General features: G+C 62.9%; 18 protein-coding genes. 10 read left to right on the top strand and 8 right to left on the bottom strand.

The window, feature by feature from the left end; genetic code table 11:
* Positions 1 to 83 precede the first annotated feature (83 nt).
* From ACTIFE_RS05225 to ACTIFE_RS05215, 3 genes are all read right to left on the bottom strand, one after another.
* Positions 84 to 1,880 carry an MliC family protein gene (locus ACTIFE_RS05225; RefSeq protein WP_439528104.1) on the bottom strand — a complete coding sequence of 599 codons (1,797 nt, stop codon included), beginning with the start codon at positions 1,878 to 1,880 and terminating at the stop codon, positions 84 to 86.
* Between the two features lie 213 nt (positions 1,881 to 2,093).
* Positions 2,094 to 2,651 (bottom strand): ActR/PrrA/RegA family redox response regulator transcription factor, encoded by a 558-nt coding sequence (locus ACTIFE_RS05220; protein WP_106754433.1) that lies wholly within the window; start codon positions 2,649 to 2,651, stop codon positions 2,094 to 2,096.
* A 51-nt stretch (positions 2,652 to 2,702) separates the two neighbouring features.
* A complete protein-coding gene (locus ACTIFE_RS05215) occupies positions 2,703 to 4,070 on the bottom strand; it encodes an ActS/PrrB/RegB family redox-sensitive histidine kinase (protein WP_439528103.1) in 1,368 nt (455 codons plus the stop codon).
* 170 nt (positions 4,071 to 4,240) lie between these two features.
* Between ACTIFE_RS05215 and secB the strand changes: the two genes are divergently transcribed.
* Complete coding sequence (secB, locus tag ACTIFE_RS05210; protein WP_439528102.1) at positions 4,241 to 4,720, top strand: protein-export chaperone SecB; 480 nt, start codon at positions 4,241 to 4,243, stop codon at positions 4,718 to 4,720.
* Positions 4,721 to 4,800: 80 nt separating this feature from the next.
* On the opposite strand, the gene ACTIFE_RS05205 is transcribed toward secB, so the two are convergent.
* Entirely contained in the window at positions 4,801 to 5,562 is a 762-nt protein-coding gene (locus ACTIFE_RS05205) for an SDR family NAD(P)-dependent oxidoreductase (protein ID WP_439528101.1), read from the bottom strand.
* A gap of 119 nt (positions 5,563 to 5,681) precedes the next feature.
* Between ACTIFE_RS05205 and ACTIFE_RS05200 the strand changes: the two genes are divergently transcribed.
* Positions 5,682 to 6,284 (top strand): TetR/AcrR family transcriptional regulator, encoded by a 603-nt coding sequence (locus tag ACTIFE_RS05200; RefSeq protein WP_439528100.1) that lies wholly within the window; start codon positions 5,682 to 5,684, stop codon positions 6,282 to 6,284.
* 71 nt (positions 6,285 to 6,355) lie between these two features.
* Here the strand turns inward: ACTIFE_RS05200 and ACTIFE_RS05195 are convergent, their stop codons facing one another.
* Entirely contained in the window at positions 6,356 to 6,511 is a 156-nt protein-coding gene (locus tag ACTIFE_RS05195; RefSeq protein WP_439528099.1) for a hypothetical protein, read from the bottom strand.
* 334 nt (positions 6,512 to 6,845) lie between these two features.
* On the opposite strand from ACTIFE_RS05195, the gene trpA reads away from it, so the two are divergent.
* From trpA to ACTIFE_RS05180, 3 genes are all read left to right on the top strand, one after another.
* Positions 6,846 to 7,673, top strand: coding sequence for a tryptophan synthase subunit alpha (gene trpA / locus ACTIFE_RS05190; RefSeq protein ID WP_439528098.1), 828 nt, complete (start codon positions 6,846 to 6,848; stop codon positions 7,671 to 7,673).
* Positions 7,674 to 7,729: 56 nt separating this feature from the next.
* Positions 7,730 to 8,644, top strand: coding sequence for an acetyl-CoA carboxylase, carboxyltransferase subunit beta (accD, locus tag ACTIFE_RS05185; RefSeq protein WP_439528097.1), 915 nt, complete (start codon positions 7,730 to 7,732; stop codon positions 8,642 to 8,644).
* A 162-nt stretch (positions 8,645 to 8,806) separates the two neighbouring features.
* On the top strand, positions 8,807 to 10,123 hold the full coding sequence (locus ACTIFE_RS05180; RefSeq protein WP_439528096.1) for a bifunctional folylpolyglutamate synthase/dihydrofolate synthase: 1,317 nt from the start codon (positions 8,807 to 8,809) through the stop codon (positions 10,121 to 10,123).
* Positions 10,124 to 10,151: 28 nt separating this feature from the next.
* On the opposite strand, the gene ACTIFE_RS05175 is transcribed toward ACTIFE_RS05180, so the two are convergent.
* On the bottom strand, positions 10,152 to 10,952 hold the full coding sequence (locus ACTIFE_RS05175; RefSeq protein WP_439528095.1) for a DODA-type extradiol aromatic ring-opening family dioxygenase: 801 nt from the start codon (positions 10,950 to 10,952) through the stop codon (positions 10,152 to 10,154).
* A gap of 217 nt (positions 10,953 to 11,169) precedes the next feature.
* Between ACTIFE_RS05175 and dut the strand changes: the two genes are divergently transcribed.
* The 3 genes from dut (at position 11,170) to ACTIFE_RS05160 (ending at position 13,268) form a co-directional block, all read left to right on the top strand.
* Complete coding sequence (gene dut, locus ACTIFE_RS05170; RefSeq protein WP_439528094.1) at positions 11,170 to 11,619, top strand: dUTP diphosphatase; 450 nt, start codon at positions 11,170 to 11,172, stop codon at positions 11,617 to 11,619.
* Positions 11,620 to 11,820: 201 nt separating this feature from the next.
* Complete coding sequence (gene cysK / locus ACTIFE_RS05165; protein WP_439528093.1) at positions 11,821 to 12,786, top strand: cysteine synthase A; 966 nt, start codon at positions 11,821 to 11,823, stop codon at positions 12,784 to 12,786.
* 71 nt (positions 12,787 to 12,857) lie between these two features.
* Positions 12,858 to 13,268, top strand: coding sequence for a hypothetical protein (locus tag ACTIFE_RS05160; RefSeq protein WP_439528092.1), 411 nt, complete (start codon positions 12,858 to 12,860; stop codon positions 13,266 to 13,268).
* 308 nt (positions 13,269 to 13,576) lie between these two features.
* Here the strand turns inward: ACTIFE_RS05160 and ACTIFE_RS05155 are convergent, their stop codons facing one another.
* The gene (locus tag ACTIFE_RS05155) at positions 13,577 to 15,859 is read right to left on the bottom strand and encodes an NADP-dependent malic enzyme (RefSeq protein ID WP_439528091.1); all 2,283 of its coding nucleotides are present in this window, start codon (positions 15,857 to 15,859) and stop codon (positions 13,577 to 13,579) included.
* 159 nt (positions 15,860 to 16,018) lie between these two features.
* Here ACTIFE_RS05155 and mutS point away from each other — a divergent pair, with 159 nt between their 5' ends.
* Together mutS and ACTIFE_RS05145 are read left to right on the top strand one after the other, a co-directional pair.
* Positions 16,019 to 18,799 (top strand): DNA mismatch repair protein MutS, encoded by a 2,781-nt coding sequence (mutS, locus tag ACTIFE_RS05150; RefSeq protein WP_439528090.1) that lies wholly within the window; start codon positions 16,019 to 16,021, stop codon positions 18,797 to 18,799.
* A gap of 190 nt (positions 18,800 to 18,989) precedes the next feature.
* Positions 18,990 to 20,156: an MFS transporter gene (locus tag ACTIFE_RS05145; protein WP_439528089.1), complete on the top strand. Its 1,167-nt coding sequence runs from the start codon at positions 18,990 to 18,992 to the stop codon at positions 20,154 to 20,156.
* A gap of 51 nt (positions 20,157 to 20,207) precedes the next feature.
* Here ACTIFE_RS05145 and ACTIFE_RS05140 read toward each other — a convergent pair whose 3' ends face one another.
* Positions 20,208 to 20,852 carry a DUF2799 domain-containing protein gene (locus ACTIFE_RS05140; RefSeq protein ID WP_439528088.1) on the bottom strand — a complete coding sequence of 215 codons (645 nt, stop codon included), beginning with the start codon at positions 20,850 to 20,852 and terminating at the stop codon, positions 20,208 to 20,210.
* Between the last annotated feature and the right edge of the window lie 7 nt (positions 20,853 to 20,859).

Raw genomic sequence — 20,859 nt, 5'->3', positions numbered from 1 at the left:
CTAGAAGCAGTTTGTTCTTGATAGGTAAATTCTTCCTTTCATTACCTAGGGATATACGTGTTTCGCTTTAACCTTTTCAGCCATCAATTGCGCGCGCAGAATGCATCGTAAAGACCAGGACGCGACCAGGTTGCATTATCGCGTTGCCCGGCAAGACTATAACCGCTGCTCTCATAACGGAAACCTGAGCCACTCGGGACACGGGGCAAGGTGACGGAGATCTGGCCAAACTCGGTCACAACAGCAATGTCCCTAGCCCCGTCAAACTGCACCTGAAGGTCAATGCCGGCCGTGCAGAGATAATTGACCGAATCAACGCCGCCGACCGGGGCGGGCGGCAGGGGACCTGCGGACATAGGCGCCGGAGACCCGAGGGGAGAAGGCCCGCCAGACACCCGATTGCCCACAACCACATCCTGACGCGGGGCTCGGCTGACATAAAGTCCCAGACACTGACCGCTGGCCGCCGTCACCATCCAGGCATTGGACAGGATGGATTCCTGATCAAGGACTTGTCCGGGCAGCAGCCGTGCGTAGAAACGTTGCGCACCGGCGTAGTCAATCCAGAAGACATCAACCGGTTCAATGCGCGCATTGCGAAACAGCATCCTTCCGCGAAAGCCGCCATCCAGCGAACGAACGGATCCGAATTCGGCGCAGGAGAGTTCCCCTGCACTGGCAAGCGCGGGATCCTGGCTGTCCTCGACGATCTTCTGCGGCTCGGCACAGGTCGCGGTGAACAGCCGGACCGGCTGCGCGCTGCCTTTCAGCGAAACGGCCTGCGATACGTCATCGACGATGACATCAAGCTGCACCTTGCGTGCCATCGCGTCCCACAGGAGATCCGTCAGACTGACATTGAACTCCGGCACGGTCTGGCCGGCCACAACGGTGCCGACCGCGTCATAGGTCGCATAGAACTCATCCGCACGGATGGTCACGGGAACCATTGCGCCCGGTGTGGTTCCCGGCGACGGACGCATCAGGCGCAGTGTGGCAACGCCCGACTGCGGCGTACAGGTGGCCTGAAAATCCAGGTCCGTTCCATGTGGCCCGGCATGCACGAGCACCGCAGACTGCGACCCAAGCTGCGTGCCGGTGACGCTCCAGCTGCGCTCGACAGGGAGGGCCGGCAAGATGGGCGCCGCGCCGGGGATGGTACCCGATATTGGGCCTGACGTGACTTGTTGACCTGGGGCCGGTTGGCCGAGCGGCTGGCCAGTCTGTTGCTGCCGGCCCAGCGCCTCGGTTACAGCGGAGGGAACCTCGACCGGAGCCGTCTGCGGGGCAGGCTGGGGTGCTGCCGGCTGGGTCTGCGCTTGGGCCTGCGGTTGCGGGGCAGGCTGAACCGATGGCTTCGTCTCAGCTTGCGGTGCAGGAGGCGACGACGGAGCCTGGGCCTTTGGCGCGGTAGCAGCCCCGGGAGACGGGGCAACAGGCACAGCATCCGTTCCGACAACCCGGGCGCGACCCGGACCGGGATCCTTGTTGACGTCAACGACGACTGTGCCACCCGAGCCACAAATGTCCGCGCTGCGGCGCAGGACCCGGCTGTTTTCGAGCGTTACCTCCAGTTCGACCTGGCAACCGACCGACGCCGTATCGCCGCCGCCGGGCGCTGTCTCGATAACAGCCCCCTCGATACCGCGGGAAATGATGGGGCGATAGCGCTTGTTGAGCAAGATCGAGCGGATACCGGGCTCGGCCGGAACCACCTGGATCCGCATCTGCGATGGCGGCGTCTGGGCCATCCCGGCGACGGGGAGGGCGAGTGATGCCAACAGGCTGCCAGCGAGCACACAGGCGACCTCGACCCGCGACCTGGCGCTGCGGGATGCCACGTCACGCTCCAGCTTTGCGGCGTTCCAGTTCGACAGCATCCGACCCTCACTTCCTTGCCCGCTGCAACTCTCGCGACACCGGGGAAATCGCACGTTCCTGTCGCGGCATTTAGCCGCCCCAGGCGCGCGCGCGCAATGGCACAGGCTCAAGGGAGCGCCAAAAGCACATGTCCTGACGCGCTGTAGAAACAGAACGTGGCAAGCATTTGGCGAAAATGGAGGGTCAGACTGGCGTGGAGCTTGCGCGACCTGTCACCGAGGCGCACGCTTGGCAAGAATGCGCTGCAGGGTCCGGCGATGCATGTTCAGCCGGCGCGCTGTCTCGGACACATTGCGCTCGCACATCTCATAGACCCGCTGAATATGCTCCCAGCGCACCCGGTCTGCCGACATCGGGTTTTCCGGCGGGGTTGCCTTTGCATCGCCCTCGCGCGTCAGCGCCACGAAGACATCATCGGCGTCAGCCGGCTTGGAGAGATAGTCGATTGCGCCAAGTTTAACAGCGGTGACGGCGGTGGCGATGTTGCCGTATCCCGTCAGGATCACGGCCCGGGCGTCCGGGCGGTGCTGCCGCAGGGCCTCGATCACATCGAGCCCGCTGCCGTCGCCAAGACGCATGTCCACCACCGCGAAGGCCGGGGCAGAGGCCGAAATCCGGGCAACCGCTTCCCGAACGCCGTCAGCACAGTCGGTGACAAAGCCACGCTTTTCCATGGCACGGGCCAGCCGCGTCTGGAAGGCCTTGTCATCGTCGACGATCAGGAGGCTCTTGTCGTCGGCCTCGATCTGGCGAAGCTCGGGATCGGTCATGGGTCCTGCAATCCTGTTTTCACGGGTGTACGTTAGTCACATCCTCCCGGTTCACGGCAGCAAGGCGCCGGGAACATTGAAGGAGTTATGGCCGGAATCCTGCGCCGGGTCCATATTGCCCTGCGCCTCGATGCTCGTCCGGGGCCAGGTGATCCGGACAATCGCACCCGTCTCCGGTGGCGGCCGGTTTTCAATCGACAAGCGTGCACCTGTCCGCTCCAGCAGGGTTTTGGCGATGAAGAAGCCCAGCCCAAGACCGCCCCCTGAGTGATTGGCAGGGTTGCGGACGGTTCGCGACGAAATGTAAGGATCACCGATCCGCGACAATACGTCTGCGGAAAAGCCCGGACCATCGTCCGAAATCGAGATGCGGGCGGTGCGTGCATCCCAGGTTGAGCTTACCTGGACTGTGGTACGGGCGAAGTCGACTGCGTTTTCCAGAAGGTTGCCAAGACCATAGCGAATTGCCGGATTGCGCGAGCCGACAGGCTCCGCGCCTTCTCCTGCCATGGAAACCCTGATCGCGATGCCAAAGCCGCGATGGGGTTCGACAACCTCCTCGATCAGCTGCGACATTGGCATGCGCTGGAAATGCATGTCCTTGTCGCTGGACAGGGTCGTCAGCTGGCGCAGGATGTCACGGCACCGTTCGGCTTGGGAACGGATCAAGGCAACATCCTCCGCGCGTGGGTCACTCGGCTCGAACTCGCGGCTCAGTTCCTTGGCGGTGAGAAAGATCGTGGCAAGCGGCGTGCCCAGTTCATGCGCAGCTGCGGCGGCCAGGCCATCGAGCGCGTTGAGATGCTGTTCGCGGGCCAGAACCAGCTCGCTCGCCGCCAAGGCATCTGCCAGCTGACGGGCTTCCAGGGCAACCCGGAACGCATAGGCCGCCATGAACGCAAGCGAACAGACCAGCGCGATCCAGACGCCAACAGAATAGACGATCGGCAGGGCGAAAACGGCTGCATCCGGCCAGGGCAGGGGCATGTGGAAGAAGGCCAGCAGCGTCGCACAGCCCGTCGCGAGCAGGCCCAGCGCCAGGGTGAGCCGGCCGGACAGACCGGTCGCCGATACCATCACCGGCGCCAGCAGCAGAAAGGCAAAGGGGTTGCCGAGCCCACCGGTCAGATAGAGCAGCCCGCACATCTGCAGGATGTCATAGCCGAGCTGGACTGCAGCCGAGCGGTCAGACAGGCGCAAGGTGGCGGGTGAGCGGATCTTGAGAAAGACATTGACCCAGGCCGAGAGCGCGACAAGTGCAAAAGCCGGCGCGACGGGCACCGGATAGCCAAGCCCGAGATGCACTACGAGGAGCGCGACGGTCTGGCCGCCAACCGCAAGCCAGCGCAGCCGCACCAGCGTATCCAGCTTGAGACGACGGTGCGCGAGAAGGAAACCGGGTTCTACATCTTCTGTCATGTGTCAGTATCTGTGCCGGAATTGGCGGCAAGGCAAGGCCTGTCCTCTTGTCTCGTCTGCCGTGAACGTGCTAGCCAGCCGGTCACGATCCTCTGACAGCACCAAGCTGCAGCGGTCCCATGCAATTGCCACCCCGCCCGGGGAGGCAGGTGACAACGGAACCATTGACGATGACCGACATCAATGACGGCGGCGCTGCCGCTCCGGAAGACGAGAACGCCGTGCCGGGCATGAACATCCTGGCCCAGTACATCAAGGATCTCTCCTTCGAGAACCCGAATGCCCCGCGTTCGCTGGCGCAGGGCGAGCAGCCCAAGCTGGACATCGCCGTCAATGTCAGCGCCCAGCCGATGGGTGAAGGCCAGTTCGATGTGGTCCTGTCGTTGACCGCTCGTGCCGAGCGCGACGATTTCCTGATGTTCAACGTCGAGCTGGTCTATGGCGGTTTCTTCCGCATCACCGGTGTGCCGCAGGAGCACCTGCACCCGTTCGTCATGATCGAGTGCCCGCGCATGCTGTTCCCGTTTGCCCGTCAAATCCTGGCTGATGCAACCCGCAACGGTGGCTTCCCGCCCTTGATGCTGGATCCGATCGATTTCGCCCAGCTCTACCGCCAGAACATGTCCCAGGAAGCGCCGCGCGCCAACTGAGGCTGATGGTTCGCCGAAACTGAAAACCCCTCCCCGGGCACAGACTTTGGGAGGGGTTTTTGTTGTCGGATATCGCTGTCTCAGGCCCCACGCATCATATGCCGCGCCAGGCTGGGCGAGAGCCGGTTGATGGCAGCAAGCAGTTTTACTTTTTCTACGAGAACCTCTTCCCGGCCCTGGGCGATGGCCTTCAGCACATCACGCGCCGCCGCCTCCGGCGCATATTTCCGCATCCTGTTCGGACGGGACAGCGTGGTGTCAACGAGAGTCATCAGGACATCGAACACACGTACCTTCAACTGCTTGGCTCGACATTGATCGCGCAAGGCGCGCGAGAAATGCGACAGGGCCGCCTTGGTGGCGCAATAGACCGCCGCGTCCTTCTTCGGCGCGATTGCAAGTCCGGACGAGATGTTGACGATCGCTCCACCTCGCGGACAGCGCGCCAGCGTGGGTAGAAGCAGGCTGCTCAGTTGCAAAGGCGCTGTCAGGTTGATCGCGATCTCTTGGGCAATGTCGGCTGCCCGTGTGTCTGCCGGCTCGGTCAGGTCGTCATACCGCATGATCGCGGCATTGTTGATCACGACACTCAAGTCCGGGTGCTCCTGAGCAACCCAGCCGGAAACGGCCGCTGCCGCGTTTGGATTGGCGAGGTCGATGTCCAGAGCAAAAACCTGATCCGGGTAGAGCTCCACCAATTTCTGAAGCGCATCGGCATTGCGGCCGACAATCAGCACCCTTGCGCCGTGGCCGGTCAATTGCCGCGTCAGCTCCCGGCCGATGCCGCGCGCACCGCCAGTGACCAGAACCGTACGATCGGACAGATCGAACATCTCAAACATGCAAGCCTCCTGTAGCCCTCGGTCCGGCCCGGCCATTCGTGCTGGACATCTGCTGTTTGAAATGTGAGTAATTACTCGCTTTCTTCAACTCGCAATCAGGCGCGACCTTGAGCACAGCCTTGAAGCCCAGAAAACAGCCGCGCCAGGGCCGCAGCCGCCAGACATGCGACGCGATCCTCGAGGCATCTGCTCGCATTCTCGAGGAAGACGGGATCGCCCGGTTCACCACGAACCGGATTGCCGAGCGGGCCGGCGTGTCGATCGGCTCGCTCTATCAGTACTACCCATCCAAGGAGGCAATCCTCGCGGCCCTGATCCGTGGCCTGCACGAAGAATTGCTGGAGGATCTGGGTGCTGCGATCAAAGGGGCAACCGGACGCCCCTTTGCCACGGCCATCGAGATGCTGCTGAAAGCCAGCCTGCTTCATCACGCACGACGTCCGGCACTGGCCTTCACACTGGAGCGTCTCGAAGCGGGCCTGCCCCTCGATCAAGAGACCTTCGAGCTGAAGCAGCGCATTCGTGTCCTGGTCACGGGATTGCTGCAGAGGTTCGGTATTGATGGCGTTGGCCAGACCGCCTTTGACCTGATCGCGATCATCCATGGCCTGGCCCAGGCAGCAACCGCCGCCGGGGAAACGGATATGGATGCGCTCTACCTGCGTCTGCGGCGGGCAGCCTTCGGCTATCTCGGGATGGACTGGCGTTCAACGCCGGAATGACCCCTGGCACGTCCACGTACAATCATCCCGGCATGGGTTTCGGGCACCGGGACATTCCGAACCGATCAGCCTCAACGTCCGCCGAGACCTCCAGCCAACATGGCGGACAGATAAAGCTCGAACTGGCCAGCGCGGGGTTCAGGCCGCCGCTGATGCCGGGGGGCTGACCCTTTGTCACTGAAAATGCGCCCGATGCGGGCAAGACGGGCGGAAACGGGTTCACGCATGACATGCTCCTTCTGGTTTTGGGATCGGGATCGGATCCCTTTGGCACGGATCAGAACCGTGCTGTTGTTAGCCAGATAAGCATGCACTGTGTGCACTTGCACCCCTAGGAATCGCGACCCTGAAGCGCACTGTGTGCATAACTCGGCCTTGACCCCGTCCTATTCGCTTGGCCAAATCTGCAGCGATGCAGCGGACTCGCGTTGACAGAAGCCCCGAAGGGCCCCTACATCCAACCCCCGGATGACACGTGGCTGCCGGTCCCTGTGCGGCCGCGCCCAAGCTCAGAACGGGCGCAACCCGCAGCGGGTGGCCCGCCACAGGATGGAAAGCCGTATGACCGAGACGCGCATCGACCGCCGCTTCAAGGCCTGCGCCGAGAAGGGCCGCCCGGCCCTGGTGACCTTCATCACCGCCGGTGACCCTGACCTCGCCACGTCGCAGGCTGTGCTGGACGCGTTGCCTGCCGCCGGCGCCGACCTGATCGAACTGGGCATGCCCTTTTCGGACCCGATGGCGGAGGGAGTTCCGATCCAGCGCGGCAACCAGCGCGCCCTGGCTGCTGGCCAGACCATGGACAAGACCCTCGACATGGTGCGCAAGTTCCGCCAGTCGGACCAGGACACGCCGATCATCCTGATGGGCTACTACAACCCGATCTATGTCCGTGGCCCGGAAGCTTTCGTTGCAGAAGCTCGGGAAGCCGGTGTCGACGGTCTCATCATCGTCGACATCCCGCCGGAAGCCGATGACGAGCTTTGCATTCCGGCGATGAAGGGCGGGCTGAATTTCATCCGCCTGGCGACGCCGACGACTGACGACCGCCGTTTGCCGGCGGTTTTGAAAAACACCTCGGGTTTCGTGTATTATGTCTCGATAACCGGCATCACCGGCGCCGCATCGGCGGATCCGGAGCGCGTTGCGGCGGCCGTTGGCCGCATCAAAAGCCATACAGACCTGCCGGTTGCCGTTGGCTTCGGCGTCAAGACCGCCGATCAGGCGGCCGAGATCGGTCGCCATGCCGATGGCGTGGTGGTTGGCTCGGTGCTGGTCGAGGCGATCCGCGAAAGCCTGGATGAACACGGCAAGGCGACGGACCGCACCGTCGCGGCCGTCACTGACCTTGTGTCGTCGCTTGCCGGCGGCGTGGCGCGCGCCCGCTGAGGCAAGGACCCGCTGAGGTTAAGGGATAGACCGATCAACAACGGACGGATATTGCCGTGAACTGGATCAACACTGTCGTTCGGCCGAAACTGCGCAACTTCCTGTCGCGCCGCGAGATGCCGGAAAACCTCTGGATCAAATGCCCGGAAACGGGCGAAATGGTGTTCCATCGCGATCTGGAAGCCAATCTCTGGGTTGTGCCGAACTCCGGCTTCCACATGCGCATGCCAGCGCGCAAGCGGCTCGATGCCTTTTTTGATGGCGGCACTTATGAACGGCTGCCGACGCCGGGGGTCACCATCGATCCGCTGAAATTCCGCGACACGAAGAAATACGTCGACCGCCTGAAGGAATATCGCACCCGCTCCGGCGAGGACGACTGTGTCTATGTCGGCCAAGGCAAGGTCGAGGGCATGGACTTCACCGCTGCGGTGCAGGACTTCGACTTCATGGGCGGATCGCTCGGCATGGCTGCCGGCGAGGCAATCCTGACGGGCATGCAGGCAGCGGTCGCGGCCAGGACTCCCTTCGTGCTCTTCGTCGCCTCGGGCGGCGCGCGCATGCAGGAAGGCATTCTGTCCCTGATGCAGATGCCGCGCACCACGGTTGGGGTCCAGATGCTGCGCGAAGCGCGCCTGCCTTATATCGTCGTGCTGACCAACCCGACCACCGGCGGCGTTTCGGCGTCCTACGCAATGCTCGGCGACGTTCACATTGCCGAGCCCGGTGCCGTCATCGGCTTCGCCGGCCGGCGCGTCATCGAGCAGACCATTCGCGAGAAACTGCCCGAGGACTTCCAGAGCGCCGAATACCTGCTCGACCATGGTATGGTCGACATGGTGGTAAAGCGGCACGACATGAAGTCCACCATCGCCCGTCTTGCTGGCATCCTGATGAAGCGCCAGATCGAGCTGCCGGAGATGGATGAGCCGGAAAATGCAGACGAGGTCGTCTCTGACGCTGCTGCCTGATTCACGCAGGACCTGAAATCGGGCCCGGTCCGTCGTGATTATGACACGGCGGGCCGTTCCCGTTTCAGTCGCTTGTCAGGACCTGTGCGCCTCTATATGCGGAAAGAACGCAGAAGCCTCCCGCCCCGCCTGGGTCGGCCCTGTTGAGCCTGAAAGGGCGTCATGGACCAGATCACTGCCATTCTCGACCGGCTGCTCGCCCTGCACCCGATGCAGATCGACCTGTCGCTGGACCGCATGCATCGTCTGCTCGAAGCCTTGGGCCATCCTGAACACCGCCTGCCGCCCGTGATCCATGTTGCCGGCACCAATGGCAAGGGTTCGGTGACCGCAACCATGCGGGCGATCCTCGAGGCCGCCGGCAAACGCTGCCATGTCTATACCTCGCCGCATCTGGTCCGTTTCAACGAGCGCATCCGCATGGGTGGAAACGGTGAGTTCATCGATGATCCGCGCCTGATGGCAGCACTCGACCGCTGCGAGCGTGCCAACGACGGACATCCGATCACGTTTTTCGAGATCACCACGGCGGCTGCCCTGCTGCTCTTTTCCGAGGAACCGGCGGATGTGCTGCTGCTGGAGGTCGGACTTGGCGGACGACTGGATGCAACCAACGTCATCGACAGCCCGCTCGTGTCGGTCATCACGTCGATCTCCCATGACCACGAAAAATTCCTCGGCAACACCCTCACGGAAATTGCAGGCGAGAAGGCTGCGATCATCAAGCCGGGTTGTCCGTCGGTTTCGGCACCGCAGGTTGATGAGGTCACCCGGGTCATTGACCGCGCTGCGGCACGGGTAAAGTCGCGGCTCGGACGCTTTGGCGAGGAATTTGCCGCCATGGCCGAGAATGGCCGCATGGTGTTTCAGGATGACGATGGGCTTCTCGACCTGCCGCTGCCGGCACTTCCCGGCGACCACCAGATCCTCAACGCCGGCGTTGCAATCGCGGCACTGAAGGCGGCCGGGCTGTTGCCAGAGGCTGACGTCATTGCACAAGGCCTGAAGGCCGTGCGTTGGCCGGGCCGGCTGCATTTGCTGCGGCAGGGGCCGCTGTTCGACAAATGCCCCGACGGCGCCGAGGTCTGGGTCGATGGTGGACACAATCCGGGTGCCGCCATCACCATCGCCGCCTACATGGGTGAGTTGGAAGAGAAAAGTCCCAGGCCGCTCTACATGGTTTCGGCCATGCTCACGACCAAGGATCCGATCGGCTTCTTCCGGGCTTTCGAGGGACTGGTCCGGCATGTCGGAACAGTTCCGGTCAACTCGACCAATGCTGCCAGGGATCCGTTCGAACTGGCCGACTTCGCCCGGACGGCAGGCCTTGAAGCCACCCCCTTCGACAGTCTCGACCAGGCACTGGCGGACATCCGGGCCTGCGCGGCCAAGGATGGCGAGCCGCCGCGCATCCTGATCTGCGGCTCACTCTATCTGGTCGGGGATGTTCTGGCCGCAAACGGCACCCAGCCACGCTGATGCGCGGCCGGGCTGCTCCGGCTTCGGCTCAAGCCGCGAAGCGATAATAGGACATCGACAGCGTGCCATATTCATAGCTGCGATGGATCAGATCACCCTTCGCGCCTTCCCCTCCGGCTCCGAGCGCGAAGAACACGGGCAGCAAATGCTCCTCGGTCGGATGCGCCAAACGGAACTGCGGAGCGGCTGCGAGATCCGAAATCCTCTCCCGCTCGCCAGTCATGAGCCCTGCGTCCAGCCACTTGTCGAAGGCAACGGCCCAATCGACAGCCGGTGTCGTCTTCGGCATGATCATCCGCAGGTTATGCGTCGTGCTTCCTGTTGCAAGGATCAGGACGCCATCATCTTTCAACGGACTTAGGGCAAGGCCGAGATCGAACAACTGATCTGGGCCATAGGTGAGGGGCAGGGACAGGGCGACAACTGGAATGTCGGCATCCGGAAAGGCGAGGGACAGCGGCACCCATGCGCCGTGATCAAGTCCCCAGGACGCGTCAACCGCTGCAGAGATCCCCGCCGATGCGAGATGCTGCTTCACGTCGGCAACCAGCGCTTCCGGAGCGTTTGCCGGATACTGGATCTCGAACAGCGCCCGCGGAAAACCGCCAAAGTCATGAATCGTCCGGAGAGGACCAGGCGCGGACACGCGCAGGCCCTCGGTCTCCCAATGGGGTGACAGGACGATGATCGCGCGCGGACGCGGAAGATTGTCGCCAAGCGACTTCAGAAACTGATGCGCTGCGCTGTCTTCGATCGCCAGCATCGGCGACCCATGCGCCAGAAACATCGGGGCAAAGGTGGAAGCTGAATGGGGGGTAATCGCAGACATGGCAGACCTCGGGAGCAACCGGTGTGCTGTAAACTAGGCCGGCCTCGGGGGTGAATGAATACCCGTTTCCGCCAACTGATCGTTCATCAATAGCGAACAGTCGCCCCGGACAGGGGTCTGACCGCAGCCTTTGGCCAATCACTCCTGTGCGCGCCCCTCTTGCGCCAGCGCGGTTGACCTGCCAGCAAGGCGGAAACAGTTCAGAGGGAACCTCTTCATGACCGTATCGGTTCAGATCCAGCGCCTTGCCCATGGTACCGACCTTCCCTTGCCCGCATACCAGAGCCAGGATGCGGCCGGTTTCGACCTTCTGGCGGCAGTCGAGGGCGATGTCGTGCTGCTTCCAGGTGCTTACGCGATGGTGCCAACCGGCCTTGCCATGGCGATCCCGCGCGGCTTTGAGGGACAGGTTCGCCCGCGCTCGGGACTGGCGGCGAAAAACGGCGTTACGGTGCTCAACACGCCTGGAACGGTGGATGCCGACTATCGCGGGGAGGTGAAGGTGATCCTCATCAATCACGGCCTCGAGCCCTTCACCGTCACACGTGGCATGCGCATCGCCCAGATGATCATTGCACCGGTGCTGCAGGCAGCGCTGTTGGAGGTTGCTGGCCTTGATGAAACGGAGCGCGGCAGCGGCGGGTTCGGCTCGACCGGTACCGCTTGAGCCCGGCAGATGCGGCCTTTGCCGGAGCACAGTCTTTGCCAGAGCACGGTATTTGTCTGGGACGCACAGCAGGGGGATGAACATTTCGCGCGCTTCGAAACTTTGGAATGCGTCCTCTCGCCTTGCTTGTCTGTTCCGCCTAGGCTTGGATCACCGTCAGAGGGGCCGCGCCCAGCGCGGACGCCCCTGCATCAGGAGAAAATGATGTCCGACAAGAAGCCCGGCCGAGGCCGGATCTATGGTTCAATCACCGAAACCATCGGCGATACCCCGATCGTGCGCCTGGACCGCCTCGCCGAAAAGCACGGCGTAAAGGCCAACCTGCTCGCCAAGCTCGAATTCTTCAATCCGATCTCGAGCGTCAAGGATCGCATCGGCGTTGCCATGATCGAGGCGATGGAAGCCGACGGTCGCATCCAGGCCGGCAAGACGACGCTGGTCGAGCCGACGTCCGGCAACACCGGCATCGCGCTGGCCTTCGTCGCGGCCGCCAAGGGCTATCGCCTGATCCTCGTCATGCCGGAAACCATGTCGGTCGAGCGGCGCAAGATGTTCAAGATCCTCGGCGCGGAACTGGAACTGACCGAAGGCCCGAAGGGCATGAAGGGCGCCATCGCCCGCGCACAGGAACTGGTGGACGAGATCCCCGGCGCCGTCATGCCGCAGCAGTTCGAAAACGCCGCCAACCCGGACATCCATCGCCGCACCACGGCCGAGGAGATCTGGAACGACACCAATGGTGAGGTGAACGTCTTTGTGTCCGGTATCGGCACCGGTGGCACCATCACCGGCGTCAGCCAGGTGCTGAAGGCGCGCAAACCCGGCCTGCATGTGGTGGCCGTCGAGCCGGCCGACAGCCCGGTCCTCTCCGGTGGCAACCCGGGCCCGCACAAGATCCAGGGCATCGGCGCCGGTTTCGTGCCGGGCGTGCTGGACACGTCGGTCTTTGACGAGATCGTCAAGGTCAGCAATGACGAGGCCTTCGCCACCGCCCGCGAAGTCGCCCGCATCGAAGGTGTTCCGGTCGGCATTTCCTCCGGCGCGGCCCTGACGGCCGCCATCAAGGTCGGCCAGCGCGACGACTTCGCCGGCAAAACCATCGTCGTCATCATCCCCTCCTTCGCCGAACGCTATCTGTCGACGGCCCTGTTCGACGGGCTGGAATGAGAGTGGACTGGCCTGTTTCAAAATGAACAGGCCGGCTCCCTTGCTGAATGCGGGACAACGGGAACCGAAACATGCGTGTTTGCATCTGCGGCTCAATGCTATTCATCGACGCGATGGAGGAAATGGCCGCATCTTTGACAACACTTGGTGTCGTCGCTGTTGCTCCAGTTCGGGATGAGGCCGATCACATTTGGAGCGACTTGTCCGAAGCAGAAGCCATAGAAACAAAGCGCAAATTCATTCGAGACTATCTTGATGAAATACGCACATCTGATGCAGTTCTGATCGCAAATTACACAAAAAATGGCGTTGTCGGTTATATCGGGGCAAATACGCTGATGGAGGCGGCATTCGCTTACGCTCTAGGCAAAAGAGTAAATCTTCTGTTTATGCCGGGCGAACAAGCTTGTCAGTTGGAAGCAATTTCAATCGCGGATACTGTCCTGAATGGTGATATTTCGAAAATTAAAAATATCCCGTAAGTAACCAGCCTAAAGTAGGACAAAACCCTCTGGGGTCACCCCGGGCGGAGCAAAGCGGAGACCCGGGGCCTACTCGTTCGCAGAGCAGTGATTGTCAGACCGCAGCAGTTGCAAGCCTCTCGCTGGCGAGCGTCTGCGCTTCGTGACGACTGCTCTGGAAGCGAGTGGTGCCCGGCTCGGCGCTACGCTTGGCCGGGGTGACACGGAGAGGGACCGGAGTCCAAACACGGACTGTCGGCACTCTGACGGGCCGCCAAAGTGCGGCCCGTTTGCATTTCCGTTGCGCCAACCGGCCGGAGCCGGAGAAGTCACGTCACATTGTACGCGGCCACCGCTGCCATGTTGACGATGTCGCTGTCCTTGGCGCCCATCGGCACGATCTGCACGGGCTTGTCGAAGCCGACGAGCAGCGGGCCGATCACCGTCGAGCCACCCAGTTCCTGCAGCATCTTGGTCGAGATGGATGCAGAGTGGAACGCCGGCATGATCAGCACGTTGGCCGGGCCGGTGAGGCGGCAGAACGGATAAGACGCCATCTTGTCCATGTTGAGCGCCACGTCGGCGGCCATTTCCCCGTCGTACTCGAAGTCGACGCGGCGCCGGTCGAGGATGCGCACGGCTTCCTGCACCCGCTCGGCGCGCTCGCCCTTCGGGTGGCCGAAGGTTGAATAGGCCAGCATGGCCACACGCGGCTCGTAGCCAAGACGCCGGGCAACATGGGCGGCCTCTTCTGCGATATCGGCCAGTTCCTCTGCATTCGGCATGTCATGCACGGTGGTGTCGGCAACAAGCACGGTGCGGCCACGGGCGAGCACCAGCGACACGCCGATGACCCGATGGCCGGGCTTGGTGTCGATGCACTGGCGCACCGTGTCGAGGGCAACAGAGTAATTGCGGGTGATGCCCGTCACCATGGCGTCGGCATCGCCGCGCGCCACCATGATCGCGCCCCAGTAGTTGCGGTCGTTGTTGACCATGCGCTGGCAGTCGCGCAACAGGTACCCTTTCCGCTGCATCCGGCCATAGAGATACTGGGCATAATCGGCATTGCGGGTGGAGTTGCGGGCGTTCTGCAAACGGATGCCGGGTCGGTCGATATCGATGCCCGCTCCCTGGGCCGCTGAGCGGATCTCGTCTTCGCGGCCGATCAGGATGGCTTCACCGAGGCCCTGGTTCACGAAACTCACGGCGGCGCGGATCATCGGCTCCTCTTCGCCTTCGGCAAAGACGACGCGCTTCGGCATCTGGCGGACGCGGGTGAAGATGCGCTGCAGCGTGCCGGCAACCGGATCGCGCCGGGCCGACAGCTGGTGCCGGTACTGATCCATGTCGATGATCGGCTTGCGAGCAACGCCAGAGTCCATAGCAGCCTGGGCCACGGCCGGCGGAATGGTCGAGATGAGCCGGGGATCGAAGGGCACAGGGATGATGTATTCCGGCCCGAACTTCGGCCGGTTGCCGCGATAGGCCGCCGCCACCTCGTCAGGCACTTCCTCGCGGGCGAGTTCTGCCAGCGCATGGGCACAGGCAACCTTCATCTCCTCGTTGATCGTGGTGGCGCGCACATCCAGCGCGCCGCGGAAGATGTAGGGGAAGCCCAGGACGTTGTTGACCTGGTTCGGATAGTCGGAGCGGCCGGTGGCGACGATGGCGTCGTCGCGGATGGCAGCGACTTCCTCCGGCGTGATTTCCGGATCCGGGTTGGCCATGGCGAAGATGATCGGGTTTGGCGCCATCGCTCGGACCATGTCCTCGGTCAGCGCGCCCTTGACGGAGACGCCGAGGAACACATCTGCGCCCTTCAGGGCCTCATACAACGTCCTTGCGTCCGTGCGCACAGCATGGGCCGACTTCCACTGGTTCATGCCCTCGGTGCGGCCCTGGTAGATCACGCCCTTGGTGTCGCAGAGAATGACATTCTCATGCGGAATGCCCATGGCCTTGACCAGCTCGATACAGGCAATGCCGGCAGCGCCCGCGCCATTGCAGACCACCTTGACGGTCTTCATGTCGCGGCCGGTCAGATGCAGCGCGTTGATCATGCCGGCGGCAGCGATGATGGCGGTGCCATGCTGGTCGTCGTGGAAAACCGGGATATCCATCAATTCGCGCAGGCGCTGCTCGATGATGAAACAGTCCGGCGCCTTGATGTCCTCCAGGTTGATGCCACCGAAGGAGGGCCCGAGATAGCGGACCGAGTTGATGAAGGCGTCGACTTCCTCGGTATCGACTTCCAGGTCGATGGAATCCACGTCGGCGAAGCGCTTGAACAGCACGGCCTTGCCTTCCATCACCGGCTTGGAAGCCAGCGCACCGAGGTTGCCGAGGCCGAGAATGGCGGTACCGTTGGAAATCACGGCAACGAGGTTGCCACGCGTGGTGTAGTCAAAGGCGCGGCTCGGATCCTCGGCGATGGCCCGCACCGGTACGGCCACACCCGGCGAATAGGCCAGCGACAGATCCCGCTGGGTGGCCATCGGCTTGGTCGGGGTGATTTCCAGCTTGCCCGGCTTGCCTTCCTGATGGAACAGAAGCGCTTCCTGGTCGGTGAAACTGATGCCGGTCTTTGGCGTCTTCTTGTTGTCGGACATGGCCTTTGGGGTCCTCTGGGCAGATGCGTCGTATGATCGGGCGGCAGGGCGAAGCCACGCGGGGGGAGGCAAACCTTATCCCCTGAAAATTGCCGGCTCAAGGCAGCACAAGGCAGTAGTCGCCATGAAACGACGGAAGCGCTTTGCTACGGTCCGGCCATGTCATTCGAACCCGTCACCCACGACCCTGCTGCCGAGCCATCTGCGCCTGACGCCGCAGGAGCGGACCAGCGCGTCACGCCAATGATGGCGCAGTTCATCGAGATCAAGACCGCAAATCCGGACAGCCTGCTGTTCTACCGGATGGGGGATTTCTACGAGCTGTTCTTCGAGGACGCCGAGATCGCCTCGCGCACGCTCGGCATCACGCTGACCAAGCGCGGCAAGCATCTGGGCGAGGATATCCCGATGTGCGGCGTGCCGGTCCATGCGGCCGATGACTACCTGCAGAAGCTGATCGCCTTCGGTCACCGGGTCGCTGTCTGCGAGCAGATGGAAGATCCGGCCGAGGCCAAGAAACGCGGCTCCAAGTCCGTTGTCCGGCGGGATGTCATCCGGCTGGTGACCCCCGGCACATTGACCGAAGAACGTCTGCTGGATGCTGGAAGCAACAATTTCCTGCTGGCGCTCAATCGCCTGCGCATGGGCTCTGGAGCGGAAGAGGCCGTTTTCGGTCTTGCCTGGATCGACATGTCGACCGGCAGTTTCCAGGTCGGAGAAAGCGATACACTGCGCCTTTCGGCTGACCTGGCGCGGATTGACCCGCGTGAGATCCTGATCCCTGATGCGCTGTTGCAAGAGCAGGATTTGCGCCAGATCGTTGAAGGGCAGGGAGCTGCTCTGTCGCCGGTTCCGCGCGCCTTTTTCGACAGCGCCACGGCTTCGGATCGGCTCGCCGGCTACTTCGGCGTCCGCACGCTGGATGGTTTCGGCACGTTCTCACGGGCTGAGCTATCAGCCGCAGCCGGCGTGCTGGCCTATATAGAAAAGACCCAATTGGGCGAGCGCCCGCCGCTGGATCCACCCGTGCGCGAGGCGGCACGCGGACGCATGCTGATTGACCCGGCAACCCGGGCCAACCTGGAACTGACCCGCACACTGGGTGGAGACCGGCAGGGCAGTCTGCTGTCAGCCATCGACCGGACTGTTACCGGCGCAGGCGCACGTTTGCTGGCCAGCCGGATGGCCGGGCCGCTGACGGATCCGGATGCTATCAACGCCCGGCTCGATTCCGTCGCCTATTTTCTCGATGAAGAGATCCTGCGTGAAGGGCTCAGGCGTGAACTGGCAGCCGCGCCGGATCTCGCCCGCGCCCTGTCACGCATTGCCCTGCAGCGCGGCGGACCACGCGACCTTCTGAGCATCGCGCAGGGCCTGGCCGCGACCCGGTCCATTCTGGCGCTGCTGGAACGCGGCGCCGAAACGCCGGCGGAGCTCTCGGCCGCGCGGCATGATCTTGCTGAAGCCCCGCATGCGCTGGGCGAGGAACTGTCACGGGCGCTGTCCGATGAGCCGCCCCTGTTGAAGCGTGACGGCGGCTTTGTGGCCGAGGGTTATGATGCCAATCTCGACGAGCTGCGCGACCTTCGCGATGCTTCGCGCAAGGTGATCGCACGGCTGCAGGCCGAGTACGCCGAAGAGCTGGGCCTGCGCTCGCTGAAGATCAAGCACAACAACGTGCTCGGCTGGTTCATCGAGGCTCCAAGCGGCCAGGCCGACCGGATGACCGCTGATCCGGCGCGTTTTATCCATCGCCAGACCATGGCCGGGGCGATGCGCTTCACAACGACCGAGCTGGCGGATCTGGAATCGAAGATCGCCAGTGCAGGCGAACGAGCGCTGGCGATCGAACTCGAGATTTTCGACCGGCTCGCCGCTGCCGTCGTTGCAGCTGGCGAGGCAATCAAGGCGGCGGCACGGGCGCTATCCGTGCTGGACGTCTCGGCCGCACTGGCCAAGCTGGCCCAGGACGATGGCTACTGCAGGCCTCAGGTGGATACGAGCCTCGCCTTTACCATCGAGGGAGGACGACATCCGGTTGTTGAACAGGCGCTGCGCCGTTCGGGCGGAAACAGCTTTGTCGCCAACGACAGCAATCTGGGACCAGCTGACGAGGCCATGGCGCATGGGCGCATCTGGCTGATTACCGGTCCGAACATGGCCGGTAAATCGACCTTCCTGCGCCAGAACGCGCTGATCGCCGTCATAGCGCAGACGGGCGCCTATGTGCCCGCGCGCTTCGCGCACATCGGCATGGTCGACCGGCTGTTCTCCCGTGTCGGTGCGGCGGATGACCTTGCCCGTGGCCGCTCGACTTTCATGGTCGAGATGGTGGAGACGGCCGCGATCCTCAACCAGGCGGGCGAGCGGGCGCTGGTGATCCTGGACGAGATCGGCCGTGGCACAGCGACTTTTGATGGATTGTCGATTGCCTGGGCAGCCATCGAGCATCTGCACGAGGTGAATCGCGCGCGCGGGCTGTTTGCGACCCACTATCACGAGCTGACAGCGCTGGCCCAGCGCCTGCCGCGCCTGACCAATGCCACGGTGTCGGTCAAGGAATGGAACGGCGATGTCATTTTCCTGCACGAGATCGTACCCGGCGCTGCTGACCGCTCCTATGGCATTCAGGTCGCGAAGCTCGCCGGCCTGCCGCAAAGCGTGGTCGAACGGGCCAAGGCCGTACTGTCGCAGCTGGAAGAAAAAGACCGCCGCGCGCCGGCCGAAACGCTGATCGACGACCTGCCGCTGTTTGCCGCACTTGCTCCCGCTCCACGAAAACCGCCTTCCCGCCCGGCACACGCCACCGTCGTGGCGGCACCGGAGGCAGATGCGTTGCGGGAGGCATTGGATAGCCTGACACCCGATGACATGAGCCCACGCGAGGCCCTGGAAGCTCTCTATCGGCTGAAGGCCCTGAAAGCGCAAGGTCAGGTCTGACCTGGTGCGGGGGGATGGCCAGCCGCCATCCCGGTGGCAATTGCACACCCATGTGCACACTGCATGGGCAGGGCTTAAATCCATTCAAATTTGCACGTGCAAAGCTGACAAATGGAACTATCCTCAGGCTGTATTTCCTGATTTGCGGCCAGTCGCCCCCGGCTGCCGCCCTGCCTGAAACCGGTTTCCCATGTCCTTCGTGCTGCAGCTCCCGCGCCAGGCGGTGCTGATCCTTCTGCTCGTCTTCTTTGGCGCCATGTGCACGTCGTCGCTGATCCCCGTCATGGGGTTCTTCATCGTCGAGGGCCTTGGCCAGGAGCCCTGGCAGATCGCGCTTTACGCAGGCATCGTCGCGCCGCTGACGATGGTGGTGAACCGGATCTTCGGCGAGCGGCTTGACCGCATGGTCACGGTCAAGCCGCTGCTGCTGGTGTCGATCATTGCCTATCTGGTCATGGCCGTGCTGCTCGCCAGCCTGCCGCCGTTCTGGCTGCTGATCGCGCTGGGCGCTCCTGTTATGGCCGTTGCCAATGGCGCAACCTCGACAGAGTTCACCTATGGCCGCCTTTACGCCGAAAAGACCGGCATCGAGATATCCCAGTACAATGCCTGGCTGCGCATGGGCGTGTCGCTGGCCTGGGTGGTTGGCCCGTCGATGTCTTTCATCGTCATCGATCTGGTCGGTTTCCGAATGGCCTACAGCATCTCGGCCGGGCTGGCGACCATCTGGCTGCTGCTGTGGCATCTGGCGGTTCCGAATGGCTTTCGCGCGCCGCCGCGTCCGCCACGTCCAGCAAGTCTCGAGGGCATCGACTGGCCACTTCTGCTGGCAGCGCTTGTCTGCACGCTGATTGCGATCGGAAACGTGCTGTTTACGGCCGCCATGCCGCTGTATTTCGTACGGGAGGTCGGCCTTCCCGGCTATACGCCGGGACTTGCCATCTCGGCCAAGTGTATCGTTGAAGTCATCGCGATCTTCAGCGCGGCACGGCTGGCCACACGCTTCGGCGCGCGGGCGATCCTGGCCGGTGCTACCGTCATCGCGATCCTCACCTTCGGCGCCTTCACCCAGGTGGAAACCGTGACGCAGGTGGTCATTCTCGGGGCCATCGAAGGTTACTACTACGGGCTCTTTGCCGGCGTGGCGATTTCCTTCGTGCAGAGCTATGCGCCCGACAAGCCCGGCCGGGCAACCGCGCTCTACATGAACTCGCTGTTCCTGGGTGGCTTCATCGGCAATGTCTCGATGGGCTTCATTGCCGATGCGTTCAGTTTTCAGGCCGTGATCGTGGTTGCAGCCTTGAGCGGCCTGCCGGTTCTGGTCGCGTTGCTCTTCCTGCGACCACCACGGTCCTGAAACGCGGGAACCGGTCGCAAGGCGAAGCCGAACCGGTTCCGATCTGCAACTTCAGCGGCCATAACCGGGAAACAGCCGCGCCGCCTCGGTATTGACCGCATACTCTGTCGCCTGCAGATCCTGCTGCTTCTGCAGCACCCGCCAACGCAGGTCCTGGATCTGGAAGCGGGCATCATCGATCCGATCCCGCAACCGGTCGCGGTTGCGGCGGCAATTGTCGCGGTCTTCCGGCTTCACACCGTTGCAGTCCGTTGTGTTGAGCGAAAACCGGTCCCGGTCGATCTGGCTTTCCAGCGACCTGGCACGATCTTCCAGTTGCTTGACCTCGTTACGCGCAGACCAGAGGCGATAGCCCAGCTGATAGGCATAATCGAAGGGAGCGCCCAGCGCCGGCGGACAGATGTTCGACTTCGATGTTCCATCCCGGCCAAGGTTGAAGCCATTGAGCGGCGTACAATAAATCTGCACGCCCTCCTGCCAGCCAACATAATAGGCCTGCGGATCGGGCGTTACACCGTGCCGGCCGCAATCCTTCATGATGTCTTCGATCCGGCTCGAGGGATGGCCCACCGATGCGTCGGCCCGGCCCAAGGCAACCCAATCACCGGCCTGGCACTGTTCCTTCGATACGGTTTCACAGCCAGCCAAGGCCAACGCAAGCAGCGCGCCGCCAGCCATTCCGATCCAGAGTTTCATGATGTTT

This window comes from Pannonibacter sp., assembly GCF_051860505.1.
In the GTDB taxonomy this organism is placed as follows: domain Bacteria; phylum Pseudomonadota; class Alphaproteobacteria; order Rhizobiales; family Stappiaceae; genus Pannonibacter.
This window is presented reverse-complemented; position numbering and strand designations above follow the sequence as displayed.

Excerpts from the sequence above, each read along its gene's own strand:
- ACTIFE_RS05225 (WP_439528104.1), bottom strand. The coding sequence starts at position 1,880 with ATGCTGTCGAACTGGAACGCCGCAAAGCTGGAGCGTGACGTGGCATCC.
- ACTIFE_RS05220 (WP_106754433.1), bottom strand. The coding sequence starts at position 2,651 with ATGACCGATCCCGAGCTTCGCCAGATCGAGGCCGACGACAAGAGCCTC.
- ACTIFE_RS05215 (WP_439528103.1), bottom strand. The coding sequence starts at position 4,070 with ATGACAGAAGATGTAGAACCCGGTTTCCTTCTCGCGCACCGTCGTCTC.
- secB (WP_439528102.1), top strand. The coding sequence starts at position 4,241 with ATGACCGACATCAATGACGGCGGCGCTGCCGCTCCGGAAGACGAGAAC.
- ACTIFE_RS05205 (WP_439528101.1), bottom strand. The coding sequence starts at position 5,562 with ATGTTTGAGATGTTCGATCTGTCCGATCGTACGGTTCTGGTCACTGGC.
- ACTIFE_RS05195 (WP_439528099.1), bottom strand. The coding sequence starts at position 6,511 with ATGCGTGAACCCGTTTCCGCCCGTCTTGCCCGCATCGGGCGCATTTTC.
- trpA (WP_439528098.1), top strand. The coding sequence starts at position 6,846 with ATGACCGAGACGCGCATCGACCGCCGCTTCAAGGCCTGCGCCGAGAAG.
- ACTIFE_RS05180 (WP_439528096.1), top strand. The coding sequence starts at position 8,807 with ATGGACCAGATCACTGCCATTCTCGACCGGCTGCTCGCCCTGCACCCG.
- ACTIFE_RS05175 (WP_439528095.1), bottom strand. The coding sequence starts at position 10,952 with ATGTCTGCGATTACCCCCCATTCAGCTTCCACCTTTGCCCCGATGTTT.
- dut (WP_439528094.1), top strand. The coding sequence starts at position 11,170 with ATGACCGTATCGGTTCAGATCCAGCGCCTTGCCCATGGTACCGACCTT.
- cysK (WP_439528093.1), top strand. The coding sequence starts at position 11,821 with ATGATGTCCGACAAGAAGCCCGGCCGAGGCCGGATCTATGGTTCAATC.
- ACTIFE_RS05160 (WP_439528092.1), top strand. The coding sequence starts at position 12,858 with ATGCGTGTTTGCATCTGCGGCTCAATGCTATTCATCGACGCGATGGAG.
- ACTIFE_RS05155 (WP_439528091.1), bottom strand. The coding sequence starts at position 15,859 with ATGTCCGACAACAAGAAGACGCCAAAGACCGGCATCAGTTTCACCGAC.
- mutS (WP_439528090.1), top strand. The coding sequence starts at position 16,019 with ATGTCATTCGAACCCGTCACCCACGACCCTGCTGCCGAGCCATCTGCG.
- ACTIFE_RS05145 (WP_439528089.1), top strand. The coding sequence starts at position 18,990 with ATGTCCTTCGTGCTGCAGCTCCCGCGCCAGGCGGTGCTGATCCTTCTG.
- ACTIFE_RS05140 (WP_439528088.1), bottom strand. The coding sequence starts at position 20,852 with ATGAAACTCTGGATCGGAATGGCTGGCGGCGCGCTGCTTGCGTTGGCC.